The following is a 22,948-nucleotide window of genomic DNA, read 5'->3' as shown; positions in this document are numbered from 1 at the left end:
AGAGGCAGACAAGCTAGATTAATGAGAGCAAGGAGGCTAACAGTCACTGGTGGCAATGCTGATTCAACACTGAAGTTGACCGTGTCGCTGAGGCCCATCTCTTCAGTTGCGCCATAAAATTTATTGATTCTTGCTGATCTGCTGAAGATGATCAGATTGCTGTTGGTTATGGAGTCAGCATTTTTTTAAGCAAGTTTACGATGCTCTTTTGATTAGAGGTGATCGCTTTCCCCACAAATGACTTGATTTAGAGAAGGATCAGTTTCTTGTCTGAGATGATTGAGTGCATCCTTAATCAATCTAAAAAAAAATCATTGGCACCCAGACGATCACCTGTTGATGCAAATGGCTCAATCTTAGTTGGATCACTAGTAACCAAGAATTAGCCAGTAATGTTAAGCCTGAGATTAGTTCTCATCATCGTAAGCCTGCTTAATTTAAGTCAAAGAAGCCTTGTCGGTACAAGCAAGACAAGCAAATCTACTCATGAAGATCTAAGCTATGGATTCGTTAATGCGAAGTCTGCAAACTTCTTGCGTAATGTCTGAAAACCTTTGAGCGACTTCCTGTCCATTTCAAGCAATCCATTCTCAACACACCATTGAGTCTGGTTTAAGGCCTTCAACATGTAATAAATCTCCGTCTGAGATTCAAAGGTGAACTTGACAGCCATAGGAGATTGCTCTTTTGTGGTATCTAGCTTAATAGGAATAAAAGCAAAACGAGCGCGACAAGGATTTTCGCCCGATCCTAAGTAGTGGTGAAGGTGCGATTGGGTTGCTAGTTATAATGAAAACAATCTGATTTTAGTGAGCGTTATTTGAGGCCCACCCTTGAAAACAGGTTGATGGAGATCTGTGAAATAATGTTGTAGCTATCCAGCCTATCCTAATTGCTTGGTGCCTAGATTAATATTTGCCTATTTCACTGCTTAACCTCTATGCAGCCCGAATGAATTTCATCTTCAGTTTACATGTAAACGAGAGTTAGTTTCTATGGGGGTAATATAAATAATTCCCTATGCGATTTGGTTTTAAACCTGCCTCGAGGGATTCTCTTTAAGGAGTTTCATGAGAATCTTTTGCTGCATCTTAGCCGCACGTAGAATATCTCTTTCTTGCTCGGCCAAGGCTAATTCTTTCTGAAGATGATCAATGCGCAGATCAAGCTCTTTCTCACTGCTACTCATGTTGGCTTCCGATCCATTAGGGGCAGACTTAAAGTCTTTGCAGCTCAGATGCTAGCCTTTCTTTAGGCAATTCCCATGAGAAACATTATAAATATCTAAATTCAAGCAAGCCTCATGGATAGAATCGAAATAATCAAAGCTTGAATCACAGTTGAAAGACATTTGTCCTGAATTTGTTGATGATCTTAGGATCAGCACGCCACTCCGGAAAGATTCCGTTGAGTTCATAGGTTTCGCCAGTGCTTGCGTTGTCCACAAAAATGGTGTTGCCCGTGTCAGCGTCTGACATCCACCGGCAAAGTATGCGAATCGTTGGCTGACCTGCAACAGTCATTGAGCAAGCTTGCCGAAAGGAGGAGGATGTGGATTGAGCCTCTGCAGATATGCTCAATAAAATGACAGAGAAGACGGCTGTGAGTATTTGTTTCACTTGACTGTAGAATGCTTTTTTAATATTATGCATATTGCTCGAAACTTCCAGAAAGAACAATATATTGTTGATGCAACATGATGCAGACATCTCCTGCTTTGACCTTGACATTCGATTAAAATAGGCATGTCACTTATACTAAGACGATGCCAGACCTTTCACTCCCTACAATCCTGTTACTTGCAGCACTGGTAGCTCTTATACCTATAGCATGTGGCGGCTTTCTTGCATTGAAGCGTCGTACAATCACGAGCTAAATCATTCGTTTTACCTAGTAGGTATCGTTTTAATATAAAACTCAGAACGCTCTATTGCACTACGATGCCTTCTAGTTTTAACAATCAATTAGACCCTTGATGACCTGCTAAGTAGCCTCTGTGATCCTAGAATCCTCAGCAGTGATTGTGATGACTGATCACTGCTGAGGCGCCAAAGTTGCCAAATCACCTCTAGGCAGTAAAAGGGATTTGATCACTGTCAAAACGAACGTGCTTAAACCAACTGCATTAGTCATTTCCGATCAGCAGTCAATAGAAATGTGTTGTCTGCTAATAAAGAGATGATTAGCCCGGCTAAAAGTTTTGAATTATTGATCCCAGGGTATGGTAGGTCTGCCATATTTTTTGATTTGGGTAACGGTAACCTTCTTCCACAGAAATGGTTTGGCTTATCTTGGTCATTGGAGCCTCTATAGCTAGCCAATACTGCTCTTGCCCCAACACCTGAACACATTTCAAGTCTTGACCCTGGCTATGTTCGGAGCAGTGGTGACGGCCTGCTGTACGGGCTTGACACTTGTTGTAAGGGCTGAAGCTGGTTGTGCAGCATTTGAGGCTATTGGATGGAATGAAAATTTAGCCTCTGGTGCAAAGTCAGGTTTGATAACTGGTGGAAGTTGGAGATGTTCAAATACTTACGCTGCTGGGGCTGGCTTTGTATCTGATGATTATGCAGTTACTGTACATACTTGTTTTGATGAAATATTCTGCAATGATAGAGGCTTTGAAGTAGGAGCAATATACGTTCAGGTCAATAAGGATGGAATAAAAGGAAATTTCAGGGCTAGGGGACAGGTTCTCAAGACAGATCGTAAGAGCATGAAGGTGAAGCAGGTGGATTCGGATGTCGCATATAGCTGGACTGATGGTGAATACAATGAGTTCAATACTGCATCACTGTTGATAGAACGCTAGCCTTAGAGAAGGTAGTGGTTGCTAGGATGAACATCAAGCAACGACTGCAAATAAAATACCTGCAGCTAATAGAAGGCCTAAGTTCTCTGGCCAAATTTATCTCTGACCGACTAATGCAAGTGTTTAAGGGATTGACTCTTTCCCCTTCCAGGCCTATCTCCTGGGGGTTGATTTTTTTTAGTGTCTATATCGTTCTAAGTTGTATTGCCATAATTGCGTTAATTCTCGAATTAGCATCAATGCTGTTGCCTTTTACTGGCCCAGGAGTTGAGGTTGTCATCGAACTGATTTTTTACACTCTTGTAACTTTTGGATTAAAGTCTATATTTTATAAAAAATAAGCTTATCTCAATAGAGATGTTGTAAAGGAAGAGCTTAAATGCGGAAAATTGTAGTTATTTCCCTCAGTCTAGGTCTTCTTCATCAAGGAATCGATTGGCTATTAGGGCATCGACGACTGCGAGTAAGGCGCCGCAACCCCAGATCAAACGCCAGACCTGTTCTTCGGCAAATAAAGAGAGGCTGAGGAAGACCAGCGCCAGCACCACATCGAGAAGAAGTGCACGGCGTATCAGTTGCGGGGGTAGTGGAGGCATAGGCTGTCTTAGCTCCTTCACTTGATATTCAGGATCGTGAAATTCACCCACTCATGGTCGGAGGAGATCGCTCCATCAATCTCTTTGATTGCATTAACTGTAGCTTGAGGTTGTGATTTTATGGCGATAAATTTAAATCTTTTATAATTATTGCTATTGAGATAACTCTCGACAGCCCCATCATCTTTGACATTCAATACAGGCCTTTCGCTTGATTCCTAAGAGGATTGCCATTCAGTAGATCTCAGCCTAGGTAAGCTAATTTTGGGTTAGTCATGTTTACTTTGGCTTCGCCTGCGATAAATCCGTTGTCGCGATTTTGCTTTTGCTGGCCCTTTGAGCAACCCATAGACAGCACAGCTTGTGAAGAGAGCCGCGATTGCTCCTACCAAACTTGATCCAAGTAAAAGGCGAGTACTGAAGACCCAGCCTTGAGTCCAAAGATCTTGCTCATTGAGTTGAGTGAGGTCAAGGTCATTTTGCCCTTGGCCAAGTAGGGAAGAGCCAACTTGATAGTTGAACCAATAGAGCGGCAAATAGGTGATCGGGTTACTGATCCAGGTGCCTATGGCAGCCAGGACATGGTTACCGCGCACCACACTGGCTAAGGCGACACCCAGCAGTGTCTGTAACCCGAAGAAAGGGAAGCAGCCGCTGAACACTCCCGCTGCGACCCCTCGCGCCCGTTGCCCTGGAGTTCCTTCTTGCTGCCAGAGCCAAACAAGCCAGCGGCGCAGTCGCCTGCTCATGCCCTGGAGGGTTTTCTGGATCATGGCCAGACCGAAGCAATGGTGCTGCAGGGTGGCTTTGATCGTAGGAAGGGCTGAAGGTGCCAGTGATGATGTCTTCTCCAATCCCCCATCAACAAACGATTGCCGCAGTGGCAACGGCGGTTGCACCAGGTCAAGGGGGTATTGCTGTGGTGCGGCTTTCTGGGCCAGCGGCTGAGGTCGTTGGGCGGAGTGTGGTGTCGATCCCGGGGCAACAACTTTGGGTTAGTCATCGTGTGTTGTATGGCCATGTGATGGATGAGAGCGGCAAGGAACGGATCGATGAAGTTCTTGTGTTGCTGATGAAGGGGCCACGCAGTTTCACTGGCGAGGATGTTGTGGAGATCCACTGTCATGGTGGATTGATGGCTGTTCAGCGGGTGCTTGAGCGTGTGTTGGCTCAGCCGCATGTGCGTCGGGCACTGCCTGGAGAGTTCAGCCAGCGCGCGGTGCTCAACGGCCGGCTTGACCTCACCCAGGCGGAGGCGATCAGTGAACTTGTGGCGGCGCGTAGTCGTCGAGCAGCCCAGTTGGCGATGACGGGAGTCGATGGAGGCATTCAGCGCCGCATCACCTCCCTGCGGGAAAGGTTGTTGGATCAGCTCAGTGAGCTGGAGGCCAGGGTTGATTTTGAGGAGGATCTTCCCCCTCTCGATGGTGCTGAGTTGTTACTTGAGTTGCAGTGCGTGCGGCGAGAGCTCGAACAGCTTGTTGAAGATGCCAAGCGTGGTGATGTGCTGCGCCAGGGGCTACAGGTGGCTCTGATCGGTCGCCCTAATGTTGGCAAGAGCTCCCTGTTGAATCGCCTCAGCCGCCGGGAGCGGGCGATCGTGACGGATCTTCCTGGTACGACCAGGGATGTCTTGGAGAGCGAGATTGTGCTGGAGGGTGTGCCGATCACCTTGGTAGACACCGCAGGCATTCGCGCCACACAGGATGCGCTGGAGCAACTTGGGATAGACCGTAGTCATCAGGCTCTCGCTGCAGCTGATGTGGCGGTGTTGGTGTTTGATCTCAGTCTGGGATGGACATCCGATGATGCGGCGTTGTTGGCTCAGATCCCAGATGATCTGCCAAGGCTTCTTGTGGGTAATAAAGCTGATCTTCAGCCTGCCTCGATGGCTGCTTCTCTAATGGCTGCTTCGCTGGGCAATGAGGTTGATGGCAAGGCTGTGGATGTGATGTTGAGCGCACTCACGGGGCAAGGAGAAGAGGCCTTGATTGAGGCTGTTTTGAAGACTTGTGGGGCCAGCGAAGCGCAGGGGTTGGTGGTTGCTCTTAATCAACGTCAGCGTGATTTGGCTCTCGCCGCTGTTGGGGCCTTGGGCCGTAGTCAGGAAGCAGCAGAGCACCAGTTGCCCTGGGATTTCTGGACCATTGATCTGCGGCAAGCGATCAGCAGCCTGGGTGAGATCACTGGTGAGGAGATCACAGAAGCTGTGCTTGATCGGATCTTTTCGCGTTTTTGTATTGGCAAGTAGGCGTCAATGGAAACTCACTATTGTTAATTCATAGTGTCAAAATGCTTTTTTCTGCCTAGTTAATCACTCCTCGAAAGCTTGTATTTTTGTTTGCAAGATGTTTTCCATGTCAGTCTCTTCACCTTCGCTGACCCTGACTCCAGAATTGCGAAGCAGGCTTGAGAGCTGGTTGGCAGAAGATCTCGGTCGTGGTGATCTCACCGCTCCTGCTTTGCGTGGTTGTCATGGTCGTGCGTGTTGGCGAGCGAAAGCCGATGGTTTGTTTTGTGGTGGAGTGCTCGTTGAGCCATTGCTGCATGCGCTTGATCCAAAGGCCAGGGTGCAGCTTCTCGTCACTGAAGGGGCTTCAGTTTCAGTTGGCCAAGATTTACTGCGGCTTGAGGGGCAGGCCTCAGCGTTGGTGGCTGTTGAGCGCACAGCACTGAATTTGGCGATGCGATTGTCTGGCGTGGCTACTGCAACTGCCGCACTCGTGGATCAGTTGCGTGGTTCGTCTGTGCGCTTGGCTGACACCCGTAAGACCACTCCTGGGCTACGCGTGTTGGAGAAGTACGCCGTTCGCTGTGGGGGGGGAGTGAATCACCGTTGTGGATTGGATGATGCAGCGATGCTTAAGGAGAACCACTTGGCTTGGGCTGGAGGCATGGCCGTGGCTGTTGCCGCTGTTCGTACAAGCGCACCATGGCCAGCTCAAGTGATTATTGAAGCTGAAACTGCCGAACAGGCTGATGAGGCGATTCGGGCTGGAGCCAATGGGGTGCTGTTGGATGAATTTTCCCCTACTCAGTTGCAAGATTTGGTGCCTCGCTTGCGTCTATTGGCCGAGCAGAGAGCCGAAGGGCCAGTGATATTGGAGGCGTCTGGTGTTGACCCTGCCCAGTTGCATGCCTACGCGGCAACGGGGATTGATTTGATCTCGACGAGTGCTCCGGTGACGCGCAGTTGCTGGCTTGATATCAGCATGCGGTTTGAACCAACGAAGGCTGCTTAATTGTTATTGAGGTTGTTCGGCTTTAAGCCAACCTTCTTTCCAGTCAAGCGACTGCCTGAAGCGCTGCTCTGCACCCCAGTTTTCAAAGCACTATGTGCTGATGACTTAGTCAATCTCAGTGCTGCGTTCCCTTCGCCTTCCTCTATCGCTTGCTGGTGCTGCTGCTCTTGCCTTGACTAGTTTTCCTATACAGCCAGTAGCTTCTCAAGACGAAGGTAGTGCAGCAGATCTGGGGGTGATGGAGATCAACCTCAAAGACGCTGTGCAGTTCAACTGGGGCTTTCAAGGTGCACTGCAAGGAGCAGGCACACCCAATCAAGCCGGTATTGGAGCGTTTCTTCCCATTGCTGTTGGTGAGAACAGCGTTTGGTTTATTGATGCCTTAGCCAATGCCAACTTTGCTGATCGAGATAGAGAAAGCAGCATCGTTAATACCGATGTTGCTGGTACCACGATCAGCACATCAACCAGGCTTGGCTATCGCTGGCTAAACGGAGACCGCAGCTGGATGTATGGCATCAATGCTGGCTATGACAGCCGGCCAATGAATTCTGGTGATGTTGATACCAGCGTCAATATCACAGGCAAGCGTGATGTCTTCTTCTCGCAGGTTGCTGCAGGCTTAGAAGCTGTATCAGACACTTGGAACTTCAATGCCTATGCACTCGTTCCTATTGGTGATGTCGAGAAACGCCTAAATAGCCATTACAAAGGTGGTTCTCTTGATACCTACGGATTAGATGTTGGCTACAGCATCACACCAGATCTCAATGCTTCTGTTGGTTATTACTACCAGCAAGGCGATCTCGATGAGGCTGATGGTTCTGGTGTTAAAGGAAGGCTTGCCTACAACATCAGGACTACAATACTGGTGTTAAAGGAAGGCTTGCCTACAACATCAGCAATGGTTTAACCCTTGGCGCCAATCTTTCTTATGACGAAGCTTTTGATACACGCTTTACAGCAGATATTAAATATCGCTTTGGCAGTAATGGCTATGGAGCACCAAGCAAGAAAGAACCAGAAGTAATTCCTGCAATTCAAGCGTTATCTGCAACACCCAAGGGTGCACGATCGCTTTGGTCCTCCAGCCCCTGCGCCAAGCTTTTGATACACGCTTCTAAGCAGATATGAACACCCCAAAGATGTTCTGAATGACCGAAAGCCTACACACTCAACGACCTTGCATTAGCAGGGGCTTTTTGTTTCTTCAACCACCTCACTATTGGCTTGAAACAACCATCGATACCTGGCACCATTGGCATGCAGAAAGTTGCCTTGATACCTTATTTGGCAGGCACTAATCGGAAATAGTTTTTCGTATTCACAACAAATCTACCCTTGACTTTATCTGCTCTAAAGCTATTTATATTGCCAACTAATTACCACAGCTTGAGAGTTTGATCTCCATCTCTGATTCCATTGGCTTTTCTAAATCTCACAGCAACTTGATACCAATCCTCAGGGATTTGATTGAAGCGAATATCCCAATCCCATGGCAGTCGTTGTTGACCTGGTGAGATCCTCTTCTTCTTGCTTCTAGTTCTTGAATGACTGACTAGTCGTTTAAGCATGCGACTCCCCCAATGGCACTGAGGAGCGCTTTTGCCCTTATCGCGATAGTGCTGGCAGAAACGCTCATAGCGCCTGGCGCAGCCATCAAGCGTTGCCGAGAGCCTTAAAAAGGCTGGATGCCATTCGCTGATGCCATCTGCTTTTAACCGGTTGTAGTGGCCATAGTTGGAATAGGGGTCATAAAAGCCTTTTCTTACCCCAGCCGCTTTGGGGTTGGCATGGATATACCTCAAGGTATTCAGCATTCGCCGGTGATCTTTGGGGTGGATTGGCGTTGAGAAATACCTGGCCTCCCAGAAGTGCCCGCAACGACCGCTCAAGCGGTTCAAGGCCATGGCGGAGTACCAAGCAAACCAATGCATCAACCTGGGCAAATCCTTTGCATCCTCTGGTTTAAGCAGCAAGTGAAGGTGGTTAGCCATCAGGCAGAGCCCATAAACCTTCACGGCAAATTTCTGCTGGGCCTTTTTCAGTACCGCCAACAACACATCTCGCCTAAGGGCTTTAGAAATTAAGAACTGCCTGCTATTGCAGCGCAGCGTGATGTGAAAATTGCATCCATGCGGCAATAGGCGTTTTGCTCGGGCCATGGGCTTGCGGGATCTGCGCAGAATCATCAGCAAGGGAACAACCAAGAGCGGATCACAAGAACGCAATGATTAGTGCATTGGCTCTGCTTATCCAGCTTTTATTGAGCCGCCTATTGAGCCGAGAACCGAGACGGAGAAGGTCGCTCTCAGGTATAGCTAGCCAAGCTATTCCTGACCCTTTCACCGTTTAAAAGATCAGCCCCCATTGTTAATGGTGATCGCTTGAGAACAGAGCTGAAGCAGGCTTGCTGGTTTCCGGCATCGTGGTCAGTGATGATCAGGGTGATTGCAGGCCCATTTCGCTGCGGAGTTCATGCTTAGCCTTGCCCACGCTCTGGAGAGTCAACTGCGTGCGGCGATCGACCGTGCCTTCCCTGAAGCTGCAGCCTCAGCACGTGTGAGTGGCACTGGATTGGACCCACAATTGGCCCCAGCCAGCAAGCCTGAATTTGGTGATTTTCAGGCCAATGCTGCCTTACCCCTCGCTAAGCCGCTCAAGCAGCCTCCGCGTCAAATTGCTGCAGCGATTGTCGATCAGCTGATGGTCGATACGGCATTCAATGCCATTTGCTTGGCGCCAGAAATTGCTGGGCCAGGTTTCATTAATCTCACCGTCCGGCCCGAATGCCTGGCTGCTGAAGTGCAGGCAAGGCTGTCTGATGCTCGTCTGGGCGTGCCGCTGGTGGAGGGCGATAACGATGGGCAGCAGCCCACTCCAGTGGTGGTGGATTTCTCCAGCCCCAACATCGCCAAGGAGATGCATGTGGGTCATTTGCGTTCCACGATCATTGGCGATTCCCTTGCTCGGGTGTTGGAGTTTCGTGGACACCCCGTGCTGCGTTTTAACCATGTGGGCGATTGGGGTACGCAGTTTGGGATGTTGATTACCCACTTGAAGCAAGTGGCACCAGAGGCTCTTGAAACAGCTGATGCTGTGGATCTTGGTGATCTGGTGGTGTTTTATCGCCAGGCCAAGCAACGCTTTGATGACGACGAGGCTTTTCAGACCACCTCCCGTGAGGAGGTGGTGAAATTGCAAGGGGGTGACCCTCTTTCCTTGAAGGCTTGGAGTTTGCTCTGTGATCAGTCGCGCCGTGAATTTCAAAAGATCTACGATCGGCTTGATGTTCGTCTCAACGAGCGCGGTGAATCGTTTTATAACGTCTATCTCGAGAGCGTCGTTGAGGATCTAAATGTCTCCGGTTTGCTCGTTACCGATGACGGTGCTCAGTGTGTCTTCCTTGAGGGTGTTACGGGTAAGGACGGCAAACCTCTGCCTGTGATTGTTCAGAAGAGTGATGGTGGCTTCAATTACGCCACCACCGATCTGGCAGCCATGCGCTATCGCTTTGCTGCTCCTCCCCAAGGTGATGGCGCTCGGCGTGTGATTTACGTGACCGATGCTGGCCAGGCCAATCATTTCGCTGGCGTCTTTCAGGTTGCTCAGCGCGCAGGTTGGATCCCTGATGCTGGTCGTCTCCAGCACGTGCCTTTTGGCTTGGTTCAGGGGGAAGATGGCAAGAAGCTCAAAACGCGTGCTGGTGACACTGTTCGTCTGCGCGAGTTACTCGATGAGGCTGTTGAGCGCGCTGAGTCTGATCTGCGCCGGCGGCTGCAGGAGGAGGGACGTGTGGAGCAGGACTCCTTTGTTGAGCAGGTGGCCACCACGGTGGGGCTGGCAGCAGTGAAGTATGCCGATCTCAGCCAGAACCGAATCACCAACTACCAGTTCAGTTTTGATCGCATGCTTGCTCTACAGGGCAATACAGCTCCTTATCTGCTTTATGCCGTTGTTCGTATCGCCGGCATTGCGCGCAAGGGGGGTGATCTTGATGTCACTACGGCTGAGCTTCAGTTCAGTGAAACGCAGGAATGGGCTTTAGTGCGGGAGTTACTGAAGTTTGATGCAGTGATCGCCGAAGTTGAGGAGGAGTTGTTACCCAATCGTCTCTGCACCTATCTGTTTGAGCTCAGTCAGGTGTTTAATCGCTTTTACGATCAGGTGCCGGTGTTGAAAGCTGAGCAACCCTCTCGTAGCTGTCGCCTAGCGCTCTGCCGGCTCACGGCAGATACCCTAAAACTAGGGCTGTCGTTGTTGGGTATTCCCACGCTGGAGCGGATGTGATGGGGTCTTCACCTTCACGAATGAGTTCTGGTGCCCCCGCTCCTCGGGTGGAAGTGGAGTGTCTGAAGGCCTATAGCGCTCCGCTTGAGGGTCGCCGTGGATTGCTGCGCCTTGATTTTAATGAGAATACGATCGGCCCTAGCCCTCGTGTACTCGAGGCGTTGCGAGCGATTCCTGCTGATCAGATCGCCGTTTATCCGGAGTACGACGGGTTGCGAGAAGCGGTGGTGGCCAATTTGAGCAATTGTGATCAGGGCCGACCAGGGCTGACCCAGCCACTTAGCCCTAGTCAGATTGGCTTATTTAACGGCGTTGATGCAGCGATTCACGCGATCTTTCATGCCTATGGCGATCGTGGTGATCTCTTACTGACAACGAGCCCTACCTTTGGCTACTACACGCCCTGCGCCCAGATGCAGGGGATGGAGATTCTTGCCATTCCCTATGAAGGCAGCGACTTTTGCTTTCCGCTTGATGCGATTCGTAAGCGTGTGCTGGAGCAGAAGCCAAGGCTGTTGTTGCTCTGCAATCCCAACAATCCCACTGGCACTCGCTTGGCGCCAGAGCAAATCCTGGAGCTGGCTGTTGCGGCGCCTGAAAGTTTGGTGGTTGTTGATGAGCTCTATGAGGCGTTCACGGGCGATAGCGTTTTGCCGCAAGCAGATTTCAGTGTTACCCCGAATTTGTTGGTGTTGCGTTCGCTGGCCAAAACCGCAGGTTTGGCGGGTCTTCGCATGGGGTTCGCGATCGGCTCTGCTGATGTCATCGATTGCGTCAGTCGTGTGACTGGGCCTTATGACATCAATAGCTTTGCGATAACAGCAGCTTTCGCGGCTCTTGATGATCAGGCTTACGTGGATGCCTACGTGGCTGATGTGTTGAAGGCGCGTGAGTGGCTCAGAAGCCGCCTTGATGCTTCTGGTGTGTGTTACCACCTCGATGGAGGGAATTACCTATTGATCTGGCCGCAGCAGCTACCAGCAGAGGTGGAAGCAGCCTTACGCAAGCGGGGCATCTTGGTTCGGCTGATGACTGGCAAACCGCTGATTGATGGATCCTTGCGGGTCAGCATTGGCACCACCCGGCAAATGCAGCAATTTTGGCAAGCCTTTGCCACTGTTGAGTCTCTTGCAGCCTGAGTGACCGGCAAGACATCCTGATCGACTCACTCAGGCTGTGGATGCGCTGTTAGCGCATCACCTCAATGACGGGTCCATCACCCAGATCGCTCGGCAGGCTGATGGTCGTTCCTGTCTGCTTCACCGGTGTACCTGCCATCGCATCAAGGAATGGTTGCACTCCAGTTTGATCACAGTCGCTTGGCGCTGCACCACTCACGTATTGCACTGGGATGACTCGGCGTGGATTGAGTGCATTGACGACTTGTGCTGCTTCAGCGCCGTCATAGACCTTGGCGCCACCCCCTACGCCGATGATCAAGACGTCGGGACGTCCAAGCAGAACTTTGTCTTCTCCCGATAAAGAGGCAGCGCTGCCGCCAAGGTGAGCAAATTGCAGGCCGCCTTGTTGCCAGCGCCAGAGGGTGGCTTGGCCGAAACGGCGACCGCCCAGTCGGTCATGGGGAGCCGCAAATCCTTCTAGGTTTAAGCCGCCAATGCGGTATGAACCTGGTTGCACGAGAAAGCGACCACTAGCGACTTGAGCTCCTTCATCAGCGAGCTCAGAGCTGGCAAGGATCACAGTGGCATTCACCCGGGGCTCGCGCAGGCCTGCAGCGCAGCCCACGGCCTTGAATGGGTTGAGCAACACCGATTGCCCACCGCCTTGGATCAGTAGAGCACTGTGGCCGTAACTCGTAATCGTGACTCCGCCGGCAATGGCCGAGGAGGCTGAGGACAGGACTAAACCCACAGCTGAAGCTGCAGAAAGGCTACGAGTGCTCAGAACCTTTAAGAGGGAAGGCATGAGTGGAAGCGGGAGTGTTTTGGAAGTTAGCAGTGCTTTTCGCTGGCTTCAGTCAGACGCAAAAAGTTGGTAAGCAGTTGATGGCCTGCCTCCGTGAGCACACTTTCGGGATGGAACTGCACTCCTTGTAGATGGGGGTGTGTTCGATGACGTAGGCCCATGATTGTGCCGTCCTCTAGCCATGCTGTGACTTCTAGGCAGTCCGGCAGGCTCTCTCGCTCTGCAATCAGGCTGTGATATCTGGTAGCAGTGAGTGGTAGGGGTAAGCCTTTAAACAGCCCTTCGCCGTTGTGCAGCACAGGCGAGGTTTTGCCATGCATCAGTTCATCAGCTTGCACCACCTTGCCTCCGTAGGCTTGAGCTAGTGCTTGATGCCCCAAGCACACCCCGAGGGTGGGGATTGTGGGAGCCAGCTCGGTCAGCACCTCCATGCAAACTCCGGATTGATCAGGATTGCCCGGACCAGGTGAGAGCAGGATGGCGGAGGGGTGTAGCTCCCTGATTTGGCTTAGGCAGAGAGTATCGTTGCGCTCAACCCGTAGATCAGCAGCGACAGGATGCTTTGCGGCCAGTTCCCCTAAATACTGCACCAGGTTGAAGGTGAAGCTGTCGTAGTTGTCGATAATTAGGAGCATGGGGCTGCAGGGCGTCAGAGCCCAAGGCGGATCAGTAGAGGAGGGAGCAGCAGCAGCAGGGCAATCAGTAGAGAGCTAATGGCGGCAACCATGACAGCAGCAGCAGCAGTGTCTTTGGCGATGCGGGCAAGGGGGTGAAAGCGGCGACCGATTGCTAGGTCCACGACAGCTTCGATGGATGTATTGAGCAACTCCAAGACAAGCACTGCCGCCACCGTGAGAATCAATACGGCTAGATCGTTGAGATTCAGTTGCAGCCAGAGCCCCAGACCGAAAACGACGGCGCCGATCACGACATGGATGCGGAAGTTGCGCTGACTGACGATGCCATATGTCAGACCTTGGGCTGCGTAGCGAAAACTGCTTGGTAGGTCTGCGGCAATTCGCCAGGCGCCCCGCCGGGCAGCTTGATGCCCTTGGCTGGATAGTGGGGTGATCTCTTCGGACAACAAATTGTTGGTCTGAGGGAGCATGTAGTGATCTCTTGGATTGCATCACTAGTGGTGATGAACCTTACCGTTGATGCTGAGAAGTTGCTCCTGGTAGCTCAGCATCGTTTTCAGGCTCTGATCTGTTGGGTGGTCCCAGCCCAGTAGATGCAGGAGGCCATGGCTTACCAGCCAGCGGAGTTCTAGGCCAAGTTCATGGCTGTGTTGTTTGGCTTGGCGTTGTGCTGTTTGCACTGAGACGACAATGTCGCCCAGTTCGACGCAAGTGTCTGTTGGTATGACGAGGCTGTTATCTAGTGCTGGGAAGGAGAGGACGTCAGTTGATTCAGATCGTTGACGCCAAGCGTGATTCAGTTCAGTGATGGTGGCGTCATCCGTGAGTTGAAGGCCCAGGCTGAGCATCGGGCTGAGGCGCACAATCTCAGGACAGGTCAGGGTTGGGTCACGACGGACGCTTTCAATCCAGGCTGTGAGGTCTTGCTGCCAGGGACTTGCGTTAGTGAGGCGGCGCTTTGTATTTGCATCAACCAAGCTCGTCAAAGCATCATCGTTGGCGGGATGAAAGGCCAGATCGAGGTCGAGGTTGATCGGAGAGGTTTGCAGTGCGCTCATGCGCGCATCAATGGGGAAGTGTGGGCCTGCCGAGCCAGGCGATCATCAGGATGAACCCCACAACGCCAAAGGCGGTGAGGCCGAAGTGCCACAGGCTCTGTCCACCTTTGCGCACCATGTTGCGCATTGCCAGTTTCACGAAGCTTGGCGGTGGTGTTGCTTTTGATGGAGGCTCCTTGGAGCTTGGATCTGTCGTCATTGCATGTCTGATTTAGTGATCCATATCACTGCCTGGACGATCGACACCCTGACGTAGCAGGGTCTGAATGAATCGGTCTAAATCACCATTCATCACGGCTTGCACGTCTGTGGTTTCTTCTGCTGTGCGCAGGTCTTTCACCATTTGGTAGGGATGGAAGACATAGTTGCGGATCTGATTGCCCCAGGCAGCTTCAACGATATCGCCGCGGATGTCAGCGATCTCTGCAGCACGCTGCTCCTGGGCGATCACCATCAGCTTGGCTTTCAGGAGAGCCAAAGCCTTCTCTTTGTTTTGTAGTTGTGAGCGCTCTTGCGTACAGCGCACGGCTAATCCTGTTGGGATATGCAGAATGCGTACGGCTGTCTCAACCTTGTTGACGTTTTGGCCACCGGCGCCCCCGGAGCGGCTGGTGGTTACTTCTAGATCTTTCTCGGGGATATCGAGCTCTACTTCCTGATCGATTTTTGGCATGATCTCCACGCCTGCAAAGCTTGTTTGGCGCTTGCCATTGGCGTTAAAAGGAGAGATTCTCACCAAGCGGTGGGTGCCCTTTTCATTACGCAGATAGCCGTAGGCATAGCGGCCTTCAATCTCTACCGTGGCGCTTTTAATTCCGGCCTCTTCCCCTTCGGAAAGCTCGTCCACGGTCACTCTCATGTCGTGATCCTCTGCCCAGCGGGTGTACATCCTGAGCAGCATCTGAGCCCAGTCTTGAGCATCTGTGCCACCAGCCCCAGCGTTAATTGAGAGCACGGCGCCTTCCTTGTCGTACTCGCCGCTAAGTAGTCGTTCGAGCTCCCAGCGATCAAGGCCTTGGCGCAGCTGTTTCAGCCCCGATTGGGCTTCACTGAGCATCTCTTCGTCTGGCTCCAGGTCGTAGAGCTCTAAGGTTGCTTGGGCATCATTGACGGCACTACGCCAGAGCGTGATTTGAACCAGCTGGGCTTTAACTTCGTCCAGCTGACGCATCTGCTTCTGGGCGTTTTGCTGGTCGTCCCAGAAATCTGGTTGAGCAGCGAGTTGCTCAAGATCTTGTTGGCGAGCGTTTAGAGCAGGAACGTCAAAGACAGTCCTGGGCTTGGCCCAGGCGGTCGGTGAGCTCAGAAAGATCGCGTTTGAAGTCGGTGAGGTCCAGCAACGTTGGTGCTTGAGTCCAGAGATCTGACGCTATCAGCGGGGCCAGCCTGCATAGGATCTCAGTGACGTGATCACAGTGCCATGGCCAAGGTTGAGATCTATACCTGGCAGTCATGCCCATTCTGCCTGCGTGCCAAGGCTCTCTTGGATCGCAAAGGGGTGAGTTACCAGGAGCACGCCATCGATGGCGACCAGGAAGCCCGCGCAGCGATGGCGAGCCGGGCTGGGGGTCGTAACACGTTGCCCCAGATCTTTATCGATGATCTGAGCATTGGTGGCTGCGATGAGTTGCATGCCCTTGAGGGGGCTCAAAAACTTGATGGTTTGCTCCAAGGCAAGGTCTAACGCCATGCGACAGCTGTTCGTCTTGGATCCCCTGCAGTGCATTCAACCTGCCAAGGATTCCTCAGCTGCGTTGATGCAGGCGGCCCAACGGGCAGCGATTGAGGTTTGGGCTTGTACACCCGCTGATCTTCTGGCTCGGGGAGATCAACTCTCTGCGATTGCCCTCCCTGTGGTGCCTGAGCCTTGGATTAGCACCGGTGAGCCCCGGAGCCTTCCTCTGACTGACTTCACCTGCATCTGGATGCGTAAGGATCCTCCGGTTGATGAGGGCTATCTCTATGCCACCCATTTGCTCGAGCTGGCAGAGCGGGCTGGTGTGTTGGTGATTAATCGGCCAGCGGCGTTGCGTGCCTGGAATGAAAAGATCGGTGCGCTGCGCTTCAACAGCCTGATGGCTCCCACGCTTGTGGCCAGTCGGGTCAGTGAGCTTGCGGCCTTTGCCCGTGAGCAAGGAGAGGTGGTGCTCAAACCTTTAGGGGGTCGAGCTGGTCAGGGGCTGGTGCGAGTCGCTGGTGCGGCTCCCGGACTTGAGGCCTTACTTGAGTTGGTGACGGATCAGGCGCAGCTACCGGTGATGGCTCAGCGTTTTTTGCCGGCTGTCATTGAAGGAGACAAGCGCATTTTGTTGGTGGATGGAGAGCCTCTTGGCGCCGTGAACCGTCGTCCTAAGGCTGGAGATTTTCGCAGCAACCTTGCCATGGGTGGAAGCCCTGAACCCACAGAACTAGACAGTCGTGAATTGCAGATCTGTGCAGAATTGGCACCCGTTTTGAGAGAACAGGGTTTGTTTTTTGTGGGAATTGATGTGATTGATGGCCTGCTGAGTGAAATCAATGTCACCAGTCCTACTGGCATTAGAGAGGTTGAACGCCTCAATGGGGTTCCCCTGGCTGATCAAGTGATTGCGCGTTTGCTGGTCAGTCTTGGTTGATCCTTGGCACGCAGATCGAGTTGGTCGGCCAGTACAGACAGCTTCATGCCAACTTCTTGTAATTCGCGTTCGACCACAGAGCCTCGGACCAAACCAGCTCCAGCGGTGAGATCAAGCACTGAACCTCTGGCGTGGCCACAACGGATGGCCACGCGCAGTTCCGTGTCGCCTTGGCTGTCGATCCAGCCAATCGGTGCCGCATAGCTGCCACGTTCAAAAGGTTCCAATGTGCGCAGCCAGGCCATCGCCTCCCGGCAAGGCAGACCCGCTACAGCCGGTGTTGGATGGAGAATTTTGGCCAGATTGAGGGATGTGTGACCCATGGCATTGGCTGTAATCGGTGTATGCAGATGCACCAGTTGGCCATGACGAGCGAGCTGGGGGTTCCGTGGTCGCCGTGGTGTCAGTCCTTGATTGAACAGTTGACTGGTAATTGAGGCAACGACAAGTTCATGCTCGCGACGGTCCTTTTCCGAGCGGAGTAGGCCCTGTCCATCGTCATTGCGATCAGCAGTGCCGGCCAGAGCGTCGGTGCGTAGCTGATTCCCTTGCAGGCTGAGTAGACGTTCAGGCGAAGCTCCAAAGAAGGCATCCTCGTGGCTTCTTCGCCATAAGAAGCGGCAGCTACCTGATTGTTGTTGACGTAGCTTGGCCAGTACTGGCAGCGGGTTTAAGGGTGCTTGGAGCTGAATGGATTGGCGCACAGCCAGCACCAATTTGTTGAGCTCACCGCTGCTTACTAAATCCAGTCCGCGTTTGAGAGCTGGTCTGTAACACTCCTGCCAGGGCTGGAGTTCCGTGGTGCCGCGGACGCTGCTGGGCCAGAAATCTTTTGAATTGTGATTGGGGTCGAGCAGGTTTTCCGCCATCAGCCAAAGCTGTTCGGCTAGGTCCCGCGCTTCTGCTTGCTGGGTGATCACGCCATTGAGACGCAGCCAACCGTGTCGACCTTGGCGGCTGAGTTGCCAGCGCGGCAGTACCGCTTGAACTGCACTGGTGTGGATCTGGCTGCGTTGTCGTTCTGCGGGATGGTCGAAAAAGGAAAAGGCCAGCAGGATTTTTGCTCGAGCCTGGGCAGGGGCGTTGGGCGTCGCGTCTGTGAGGCGTGCCAGGGTTGTATCGCTGAATCGTTGGGCCAGCTCAAAGCGTCTGGGGCCTGCAAGATCAAGGCTTTGGCACTGACCTGCTGCTGCAAAGCAAAGGCCTGGTGCACTATCCCAGAGAAACTGGAAGGGATGCTCATCGGCTAGTAAGGGCAGGTGGTACAGGGGATCCACCTCGTCGAGAGGCAGGGCCAGGCTGAGGACACCTTCATCGCCCTTGCGCTCGCACCAGCCCCGGGATGCGGCAGTTAAAAGGTTGCTGAAACTACGGTCAGCTGTCATCCGGGATCGGAGTTGAGCGCGGGTGCTGCTCAAATGTATGGGCCTTTCCCTGGTTTCCAGGCTTCTTTCCCATGCCAGACCAGCAGGATGTTGCATCCCTTTACGCCAAGGCCTCCACAAGGCGAGCTCTTTGGAAAGCCGCGATCAAGTGGCCGATGTACTCCGTGGCAGTGATGCCGGCGTTGCTGGCGGCAGGTTGGCGGGTGGGGGCAGGCGAAGCAGTGCGTCTTGATCAACTGCTTGGCTTTTTGGTTGCGGCTGTGCTGCTTTTGCTTTGGGAAAACCTCAGCAACGACCTCTTTGATGCAGATACCGGCGTGGACAGCTTCACCAAGTTGCATTCGGTGGTTGCGCTGCTGGGTCAGCGGAGACCTGTGCGCCGTTTTGCCCACTTAGCGCTCGTGCTGGGCTTGTTGTTGATGTTGGTGTTGGCTTTGCGCAGTAGTGCTGCTGTGCTCTTTTTGGTGCTGGTGAGTTGTGGTTTGGGATACCTCTACCAGGGGCCGCCCTTTCGCTGGGGCTACATAGGCCTCGGTGAGCCGCTGTGTTGGTTGGCTTTTGGCCCTTTCGCTTCTGCCGCTGCCTTGTTGGCGTTAGCACCGCTCAACGGTGATGGATCAGTTATTCCATGGGCAACGGCGTTCACCCTGGGGAGTGGTCCGGCCTTAGCGACAACCTTGGTGCTCTTTTGCTCTCATTTTCATCAAGTCGCTGAGGATGCGGCTTTTGGCAAACGATCGCCGGTGGTGCGCTTGGGCACAGCTCGTGCGGCGGCTTTGGTGCCCTGGATTCTTTCGCTTGTGTTTGCTCTGGAGTGGATCCCTGTGCTGCAGGGAGATTGGCCGCTGACAGCTCTGCTTGGTGGCTTGGGATTGCCTGCAGGAGCAGCGCTGATCCGTTTGCTTCGCCATCACCATGATCAGCCAGAGAAGATTCGTGGCAGCAAGTTTTTGGCATTGCGCTTTCAGGCGCTCAATGGCTTGGGGTTGAGCTTGGGCCTAGCGCTAGCGCCTTGCTTTGGCTTTGCGTTGTCTAGCGCAGGTTGAGTTGATGGCTCTCAAGTTTCAGTGCAAACCGTTTTCATTTCGTTTGAGTCGGGTGTTGCAGACGGCTCAGGGGGTTGTTGAAGAACGGCAGGGTTGGTTGCTGAGATTGGAGGATTCCGCTGGTCGTTGTGGTTGGGGGGAGGTGTCTCCGATGGATGCGGCTGGTTTAAAGGCCTGCGGAAATTGTTTGGTCAAGCTGCGCTTGGCACCAACGCGTTTGGAGTTGGAGGATGGAATGGCGTTTTGGCCTGCGCCTTTGGCTTTTGGCGTGGGTGCAGCTTTGGCGGAATTGGATGGCCTCGTGGGGTCTGTGGCAACAGGCGGTTGGCTTGCGGCGCCTGCCTCGGCTGTGTTGTTGCCGGCGGGGCAGGCTCTTTTGAAGGCTTTGGATTCCATGCTTGAGATGGATCCCTCAGCCGCTGATCCATTCACCGTGAAGTGGAAGGTGGCGGTTGCTCCAGATGCACTGGAGCGGCACCTCTTGTTGCAATTGTTGGAGCGGCTGCCAGACCATGCGCGCTTCAGGCTTGATGGCAATGGCGGTTGGGATCGCAGTGTGGTCAGCTGGTGGGTGGAGCGATGTCTGCAGGATCCGAGGCTGGAATGGTTGGAACAACCTTTGCCTGCTAGTGATCTTGAGGGGTTAAGAGCTTTGGCTCAACAGGTTCCTGTGGCTCTTGATGAGTCGCTTGTGTTTGAGCCATCACTGCGAGAGTCATGGTCTGGTTGGCAGGTGCGGCGTCCGCTCTTAGACGGTGATCCAAGACCTCTGCTGAGGGTGCTGCAGGAGGGTGTGGGCTATCGGATGTTGAGCACGGCCTTTGAAACCGGTATTGGTCGGCGTTGGCTCCACCATCTCGCTGCTTTGCAGCATCAGGGCCCTACACCAGTGGCTCCTGGCCTGGCCCCGGGTTGGTGCCCTGATGGACCTTTATTTAGCGCTGATCCCGAAGTGGTCTGGGCGGCGGCATGAGGGAGTTGGTTGCCCTGCGTTGCAATCCCGCTCAGGCTGAGCACAGGGCCTTGCAGCTCGCTCAGGCCTTGGAGCAAGGCGATTGGGTGCAACTGCTGCCGCCCGTTGGAACTAGCGGTTTGATCCCTAGGGCTCTTTTGCCTGATGGTCCTGGTGTGGTGGTCGCAAGTGGAGGCACCTCCGGCGGACAGCAGCACTGTTTGCAGCCTTGTAGCCATCTCGACTTATCAGCTTTGGCCACAGGTCAATGGCTCCATCAGCAGGGTTACGACCCCCAGCAATGCATGTTGCTTAATCCTTTGCCGTTGCATCACGTTAGTGGCTTGATGTCTTGGTGGCGTAGTCGTTGTTGGCGAGTTGGGCATGCATGGCTACAGCCTGGTTTGATGAGGGATCCAGACGCTTTAGAGCAGTTGTGTGGGTCGTTGCCGGGATGGGGAGAGCAACAGATCTTGATCTCTTTGGTACCAACACAACTGCAGCGGTTGTTGACGCATAACGCTGGTGTACGTGTGTTGAAAGCTTGTGCTGTGATTTGGGTTGGTGGAGCAGTGCTTTCGCCAGTGCTGATGAAAGCGGCACGGGCCGAAGGGTTGCGCTTGGCACCCTGCTATGGAGCGACTGAGACGGCGGCGATGGTGACAGCGCTTGCTCCTGAGGATTTCCTAGCGGGTGCGACGGGCTGTGGATCACCGCTTGAAGATGTGGAGCTGCAGTTGACGCAAGCAGGCGCTTTGCAAGTGCGAACAGCGCGGTTGGCGTTGGCGCGCTGGTTGGGTGAGGGCTTGGAGGATGTTCGAGATCAGCAAGGCTGGTGGACCTCTGGAGATGCTGGTTGTTTGACAACTGAGAGCAACCAGCTTCGGCTCAGCATCGCTGGCCGCTTGGATGGGGCGATTCACTCTGGTGGTGAAACGGTGTTCCCTGAACAGTTGGAGTGCCGTTTACAAGCGGCGGCACTTGGTTTGCCTCTGGAGGCTGTGTTGCTGCTTGCCGTTGAAGACAGGGAATGGGGTCAACGCTTGGTGGCGCTTGTGCGTCCTGCTGCTGGGGCGAATGGAGAGGATTTGATCAAGCAACTACGCGATCTCAGTGCCGATTGGTCTCCTGCCGATCGGCCGATGCATTGGCGGCTTTGCCCAATACTTGCTCCGATGGCGAATGGAAAATGGCAACGGGGCCATTGGCAGCAATGGTTGCGGTTGCTAGAAGCGGAAAGTACAGAGTTTTGACTATGACAAGTCTTTCTGATAATGAGCTCAGCAATAAGAAATTAGCCGCGGGTTTGCTAGGGATCTTTCTTGGAGCTTTAGGTATTCATAAATTCGTCTTAGGTAAGAATAACCCGGCTATTATCATGTTGGTGGTTTCGCTTGCGGGCGGCTCAATTACATGTGGGATTGCATATGCAGTCATGCAGGTTATAGGTTTAATTGAGGGCATTATTTATTTAACACAAACACCAAAAGAATTTAAAGAGATTTATCTTGATGGTGAAAAGGAGTGGTTCTGATGGGTGTTCCTTTGATGCGCACATTGCCACGGCTGATGCTTGCAGGATCTGCTCTGATGAGTTGTAGTATCTTCGCGTCTATGCCACAGGATGCCTTTCATCCTTTTGCATTGATGGCAAGTTTTTTACCGCTGCAGTTGGGGGCGTTGGCGTGGGTCAGATTGAGCCAATCTTCCCCACACCGGAAGCCTCCAGCCAGCGATCAATGCCTTCTGGTAGTGCACAGCGATGACGTGTCTGGGCGTTGATCGCTAGATGGCGGATGAGAGCGTGGGCAGCGATTTGCTCTTCGCAGCGGAATTCGAAGTGAACTTGGAAGCTGTTTGGATTCAGTCGCTCTGGGCGTAGCTCCATAGCCAATGCGTCTCCGGTGTGGATCGGCCTGCGGAAATCTGCTTGACAATGGATGATCGGCAAGGCCACTTCCGGTGTGACTTCAGACTTGCGGCTGCCAGGAAAGATGTCTGCCGGGTTTAGTCCGTAGCTTTCAAGGCTTTCTTCCCATGACTCATGACACCAGCGGAATAGCTGATGGAAATGCATCACGCCGGCGGCATCAGTATCGCCAAAACGCACCACGCGGCGCAGCAATAACCATTTTTCTGGATTCATGACTGTGATTGTGGTTGCTAGGCAAGACCACCACAATGGTTTTGATTTGGATTGTGATGGGGTGTTGGAGACAGATTTTATGGGTAGCGGATCTAACAGTTTGAGTGTTGTTGGTTCCTTCGCGTAGGGAAGCCTCTTTGGTAATGAATTGGTCTTGAATCTGCTAATAAGAACTCGTGCGAATTTAGGTCTTACTTGATCATTCCAAAACTTTTAATCATAGAGGTAGTCCTGAAGAGTAT

The 22,948-nt window shown here is 52.8% G+C and carries 25 protein-coding genes and 1 pseudogene; 13 read left to right on the top strand and 13 right to left on the bottom strand.

Going from position 1 to position 22,948, the window contains the following annotated elements; genetic code table 11:
- Positions 1 to 1,033 precede the first annotated feature (1,033 nt).
- Positions 1,034 to 1,189, bottom strand: coding sequence for a hypothetical protein (locus SIB74_RS10480; RefSeq protein WP_155728142.1), 156 nt, complete (start codon positions 1,187 to 1,189; stop codon positions 1,034 to 1,036).
- Positions 1,190 to 1,334: 145 nt separating this feature from the next.
- Positions 1,335 to 1,523: a hypothetical protein gene (locus SIB74_RS10475; protein WP_063396673.1), complete on the bottom strand. Its 189-nt coding sequence runs from the start codon at positions 1,521 to 1,523 to the stop codon at positions 1,335 to 1,337.
- Between the two features lie 884 nt (positions 1,524 to 2,407).
- On the opposite strand from SIB74_RS10475, the gene SIB74_RS10470 reads away from it, so the two are divergent.
- Positions 2,408 to 2,812 (top strand): Paralytic/GBP/PSP peptide, encoded by a 405-nt coding sequence (locus tag SIB74_RS10470; RefSeq protein ID WP_231906125.1) that lies wholly within the window; start codon positions 2,408 to 2,410, stop codon positions 2,810 to 2,812.
- A gap of 404 nt (positions 2,813 to 3,216) precedes the next feature.
- Here the strand turns inward: SIB74_RS10470 and SIB74_RS10465 are convergent, their stop codons facing one another.
- Both SIB74_RS10465 and SIB74_RS10460 read right to left on the bottom strand, forming a co-directional pair.
- A complete protein-coding gene (locus SIB74_RS10465; RefSeq protein WP_063396675.1) occupies positions 3,217 to 3,408 on the bottom strand; it encodes a hypothetical protein in 192 nt (63 codons plus the stop codon).
- A gap of 269 nt (positions 3,409 to 3,677) precedes the next feature.
- Positions 3,678 to 4,181, bottom strand: coding sequence for a DUF2062 domain-containing protein (locus tag SIB74_RS10460; protein WP_063396677.1), 504 nt, complete (start codon positions 4,179 to 4,181; stop codon positions 3,678 to 3,680).
- A gap of 65 nt (positions 4,182 to 4,246) precedes the next feature.
- Between SIB74_RS10460 and mnmE the strand changes: the two genes are divergently transcribed.
- From mnmE to SIB74_RS10445, 3 genes and pseudogenes are all read left to right on the top strand, one after another.
- Complete coding sequence (mnmE, locus tag SIB74_RS10455) at positions 4,247 to 5,659, top strand: tRNA uridine-5-carboxymethylaminomethyl(34) synthesis GTPase MnmE (protein ID WP_156486167.1); 1,413 nt, start codon at positions 4,247 to 4,249, stop codon at positions 5,657 to 5,659.
- Between the two features lie 97 nt (positions 5,660 to 5,756).
- Positions 5,757 to 6,650 carry a carboxylating nicotinate-nucleotide diphosphorylase gene (gene nadC / locus SIB74_RS10450; protein ID WP_063396679.1) on the top strand — a complete coding sequence of 298 codons (894 nt, stop codon included), beginning with the start codon at positions 5,757 to 5,759 and terminating at the stop codon, positions 6,648 to 6,650.
- A 118-nt stretch (positions 6,651 to 6,768) separates the two neighbouring features.
- Positions 6,769 to 7,715 (top strand): annotated as a pseudogene (locus SIB74_RS10445) (carbamoyl-phosphate synthase); the annotation flags it as partial.
- Between the two features lie 317 nt (positions 7,716 to 8,032).
- On the opposite strand, the gene SIB74_RS10440 reads toward SIB74_RS10445, so the two are convergent.
- Positions 8,033 to 8,815: a transposase gene (locus tag SIB74_RS10440; RefSeq protein WP_063396970.1), complete on the bottom strand. Its 783-nt coding sequence runs from the start codon at positions 8,813 to 8,815 to the stop codon at positions 8,033 to 8,035.
- Positions 8,816 to 9,128: 313 nt separating this feature from the next.
- On the opposite strand from SIB74_RS10440, the gene argS reads away from it, so the two are divergent.
- Together argS and SIB74_RS10430 are read left to right on the top strand one after the other, a co-directional pair.
- Entirely contained in the window at positions 9,129 to 10,940 is a 1,812-nt protein-coding gene (gene argS, locus SIB74_RS10435) for an arginine--tRNA ligase (RefSeq protein WP_063396971.1), read from the top strand.
- Positions 10,940 to 12,079, top strand: coding sequence for a pyridoxal phosphate-dependent aminotransferase (locus SIB74_RS10430; RefSeq protein ID WP_063396680.1), 1,140 nt, complete (start codon positions 10,940 to 10,942; stop codon positions 12,077 to 12,079). Before argS ends, SIB74_RS10430 begins: the two co-directional genes overlap by 1 nt.
- A gap of 49 nt (positions 12,080 to 12,128) precedes the next feature.
- Here SIB74_RS10430 and SIB74_RS10425 read toward each other — a convergent pair whose 3' ends face one another.
- From SIB74_RS10425 to prfB, 6 genes are all read right to left on the bottom strand, one after another.
- Positions 12,129 to 12,866 (bottom strand): MBL fold metallo-hydrolase, encoded by a 738-nt coding sequence (locus tag SIB74_RS10425; RefSeq protein ID WP_063396681.1) that lies wholly within the window; start codon positions 12,864 to 12,866, stop codon positions 12,129 to 12,131.
- A gap of 26 nt (positions 12,867 to 12,892) precedes the next feature.
- A complete protein-coding gene (locus SIB74_RS10420) occupies positions 12,893 to 13,501 on the bottom strand; it encodes an anthranilate synthase component II (protein WP_063396682.1) in 609 nt (202 codons plus the stop codon).
- Between the two features lie 14 nt (positions 13,502 to 13,515).
- Positions 13,516 to 13,974: a diacylglycerol kinase family protein gene (locus SIB74_RS10415; protein WP_063396683.1), complete on the bottom strand. Its 459-nt coding sequence runs from the start codon at positions 13,972 to 13,974 to the stop codon at positions 13,516 to 13,518.
- Between the two features lie 24 nt (positions 13,975 to 13,998).
- The gene (ybeY, locus tag SIB74_RS10410) at positions 13,999 to 14,562 is read right to left on the bottom strand and encodes an rRNA maturation RNase YbeY (protein WP_063396684.1); all 564 of its coding nucleotides are present in this window, start codon (positions 14,560 to 14,562) and stop codon (positions 13,999 to 14,001) included.
- A 7-nt stretch (positions 14,563 to 14,569) separates the two neighbouring features.
- Positions 14,570 to 14,761, bottom strand: coding sequence for a DUF3285 domain-containing protein (locus SIB74_RS10405; RefSeq protein WP_063396685.1), 192 nt, complete (start codon positions 14,759 to 14,761; stop codon positions 14,570 to 14,572).
- 12 nt (positions 14,762 to 14,773) lie between these two features.
- Positions 14,774 to 15,902, bottom strand: a protein-coding gene (gene prfB / locus SIB74_RS10400) for a peptide chain release factor 2 (protein ID WP_156486168.1) whose coding sequence is annotated in 2 segments (ribosomal slippage) — positions 14,774 to 15,826 and positions 15,828 to 15,902 — 1,128 coding nt in all. Because the reading frame shifts where the segments join, the coding sequence is not laid out codon by codon here.
- Between the two features lie 80 nt (positions 15,903 to 15,982).
- Between prfB and grxC the strand changes: the two genes are divergently transcribed.
- Positions 15,983 to 16,246, top strand: coding sequence for a glutaredoxin 3 (gene grxC, locus SIB74_RS10395; protein WP_063396687.1), 264 nt, complete (start codon positions 15,983 to 15,985; stop codon positions 16,244 to 16,246).
- 4 nt (positions 16,247 to 16,250) lie between these two features.
- Positions 16,251 to 17,177, top strand: a complete 927-nt coding sequence (gene gshB, locus SIB74_RS10390) for a glutathione synthase (protein ID WP_197463332.1) — start codon at positions 16,251 to 16,253, stop codon at positions 17,175 to 17,177.
- On the opposite strand, the gene SIB74_RS10385 is transcribed toward gshB, so the two are convergent.
- Positions 17,141 to 18,562, bottom strand: a complete 1,422-nt coding sequence (locus tag SIB74_RS10385; protein ID WP_063396689.1) for an isochorismate synthase MenF — start codon at positions 18,560 to 18,562, stop codon at positions 17,141 to 17,143. The genes gshB and SIB74_RS10385 overlap by 37 nt on opposite strands.
- Before the next feature lie 71 nt (positions 18,563 to 18,633).
- On the opposite strand from SIB74_RS10385, the gene menA reads away from it, so the two are divergent.
- Genes menA through SIB74_RS10365 form a run of 4 tightly spaced genes read left to right on the top strand, consistent with a single transcriptional unit; the run spans position 18,634 to position 22,094 of the window.
- The gene (gene menA, locus SIB74_RS10380; RefSeq protein ID WP_063396690.1) at positions 18,634 to 19,608 is read left to right on the top strand and encodes a 2-carboxy-1,4-naphthoquinone phytyltransferase; all 975 of its coding nucleotides are present in this window, start codon (positions 18,634 to 18,636) and stop codon (positions 19,606 to 19,608) included.
- A gap of 4 nt (positions 19,609 to 19,612) precedes the next feature.
- On the top strand, positions 19,613 to 20,581 hold the full coding sequence (locus tag SIB74_RS10375) for an o-succinylbenzoate synthase (protein WP_063396972.1): 969 nt from the start codon (positions 19,613 to 19,615) through the stop codon (positions 20,579 to 20,581).
- Positions 20,578 to 21,813 carry an AMP-binding protein gene (locus tag SIB74_RS10370; protein WP_063396691.1) on the top strand — a complete coding sequence of 412 codons (1,236 nt, stop codon included), beginning with the start codon at positions 20,578 to 20,580 and terminating at the stop codon, positions 21,811 to 21,813. The genes SIB74_RS10375 and SIB74_RS10370 overlap by 4 nt, the downstream gene beginning before the upstream one ends.
- Before the next feature lie 2 nt (positions 21,814 to 21,815).
- Positions 21,816 to 22,094, top strand: coding sequence for a TM2 domain-containing protein (locus SIB74_RS10365; RefSeq protein ID WP_063396692.1), 279 nt, complete (start codon positions 21,816 to 21,818; stop codon positions 22,092 to 22,094).
- Between the two features lie 156 nt (positions 22,095 to 22,250).
- Here SIB74_RS10365 and SIB74_RS10360 read toward each other — a convergent pair whose 3' ends face one another.
- Complete coding sequence (locus tag SIB74_RS10360; protein ID WP_063396693.1) at positions 22,251 to 22,706, bottom strand: acyl-CoA thioesterase; 456 nt, start codon at positions 22,704 to 22,706, stop codon at positions 22,251 to 22,253.
- Between SIB74_RS10360 and SIB74_RS10355 the strand changes: the two genes are divergently transcribed.
- Positions 22,705 to 22,833 carry a hypothetical protein gene (locus SIB74_RS10355; protein ID WP_413681698.1) on the top strand — a complete coding sequence of 43 codons (129 nt, stop codon included), beginning with the start codon at positions 22,705 to 22,707 and terminating at the stop codon, positions 22,831 to 22,833. The genes SIB74_RS10360 and SIB74_RS10355 overlap by 2 nt on opposite strands.
- The last annotated feature ends 115 nt before the right edge of the window (positions 22,834 to 22,948 follow it).

The organism is Prochlorococcus sp. MIT 1306 (assembly GCF_047304515.1).
In the GTDB taxonomy this organism is placed as follows: domain Bacteria; phylum Cyanobacteriota; class Cyanobacteriia; order PCC-6307; family Cyanobiaceae; genus Prochlorococcus; species Prochlorococcus marinus_D.
This window is presented reverse-complemented; position numbering and strand designations above follow the sequence as displayed.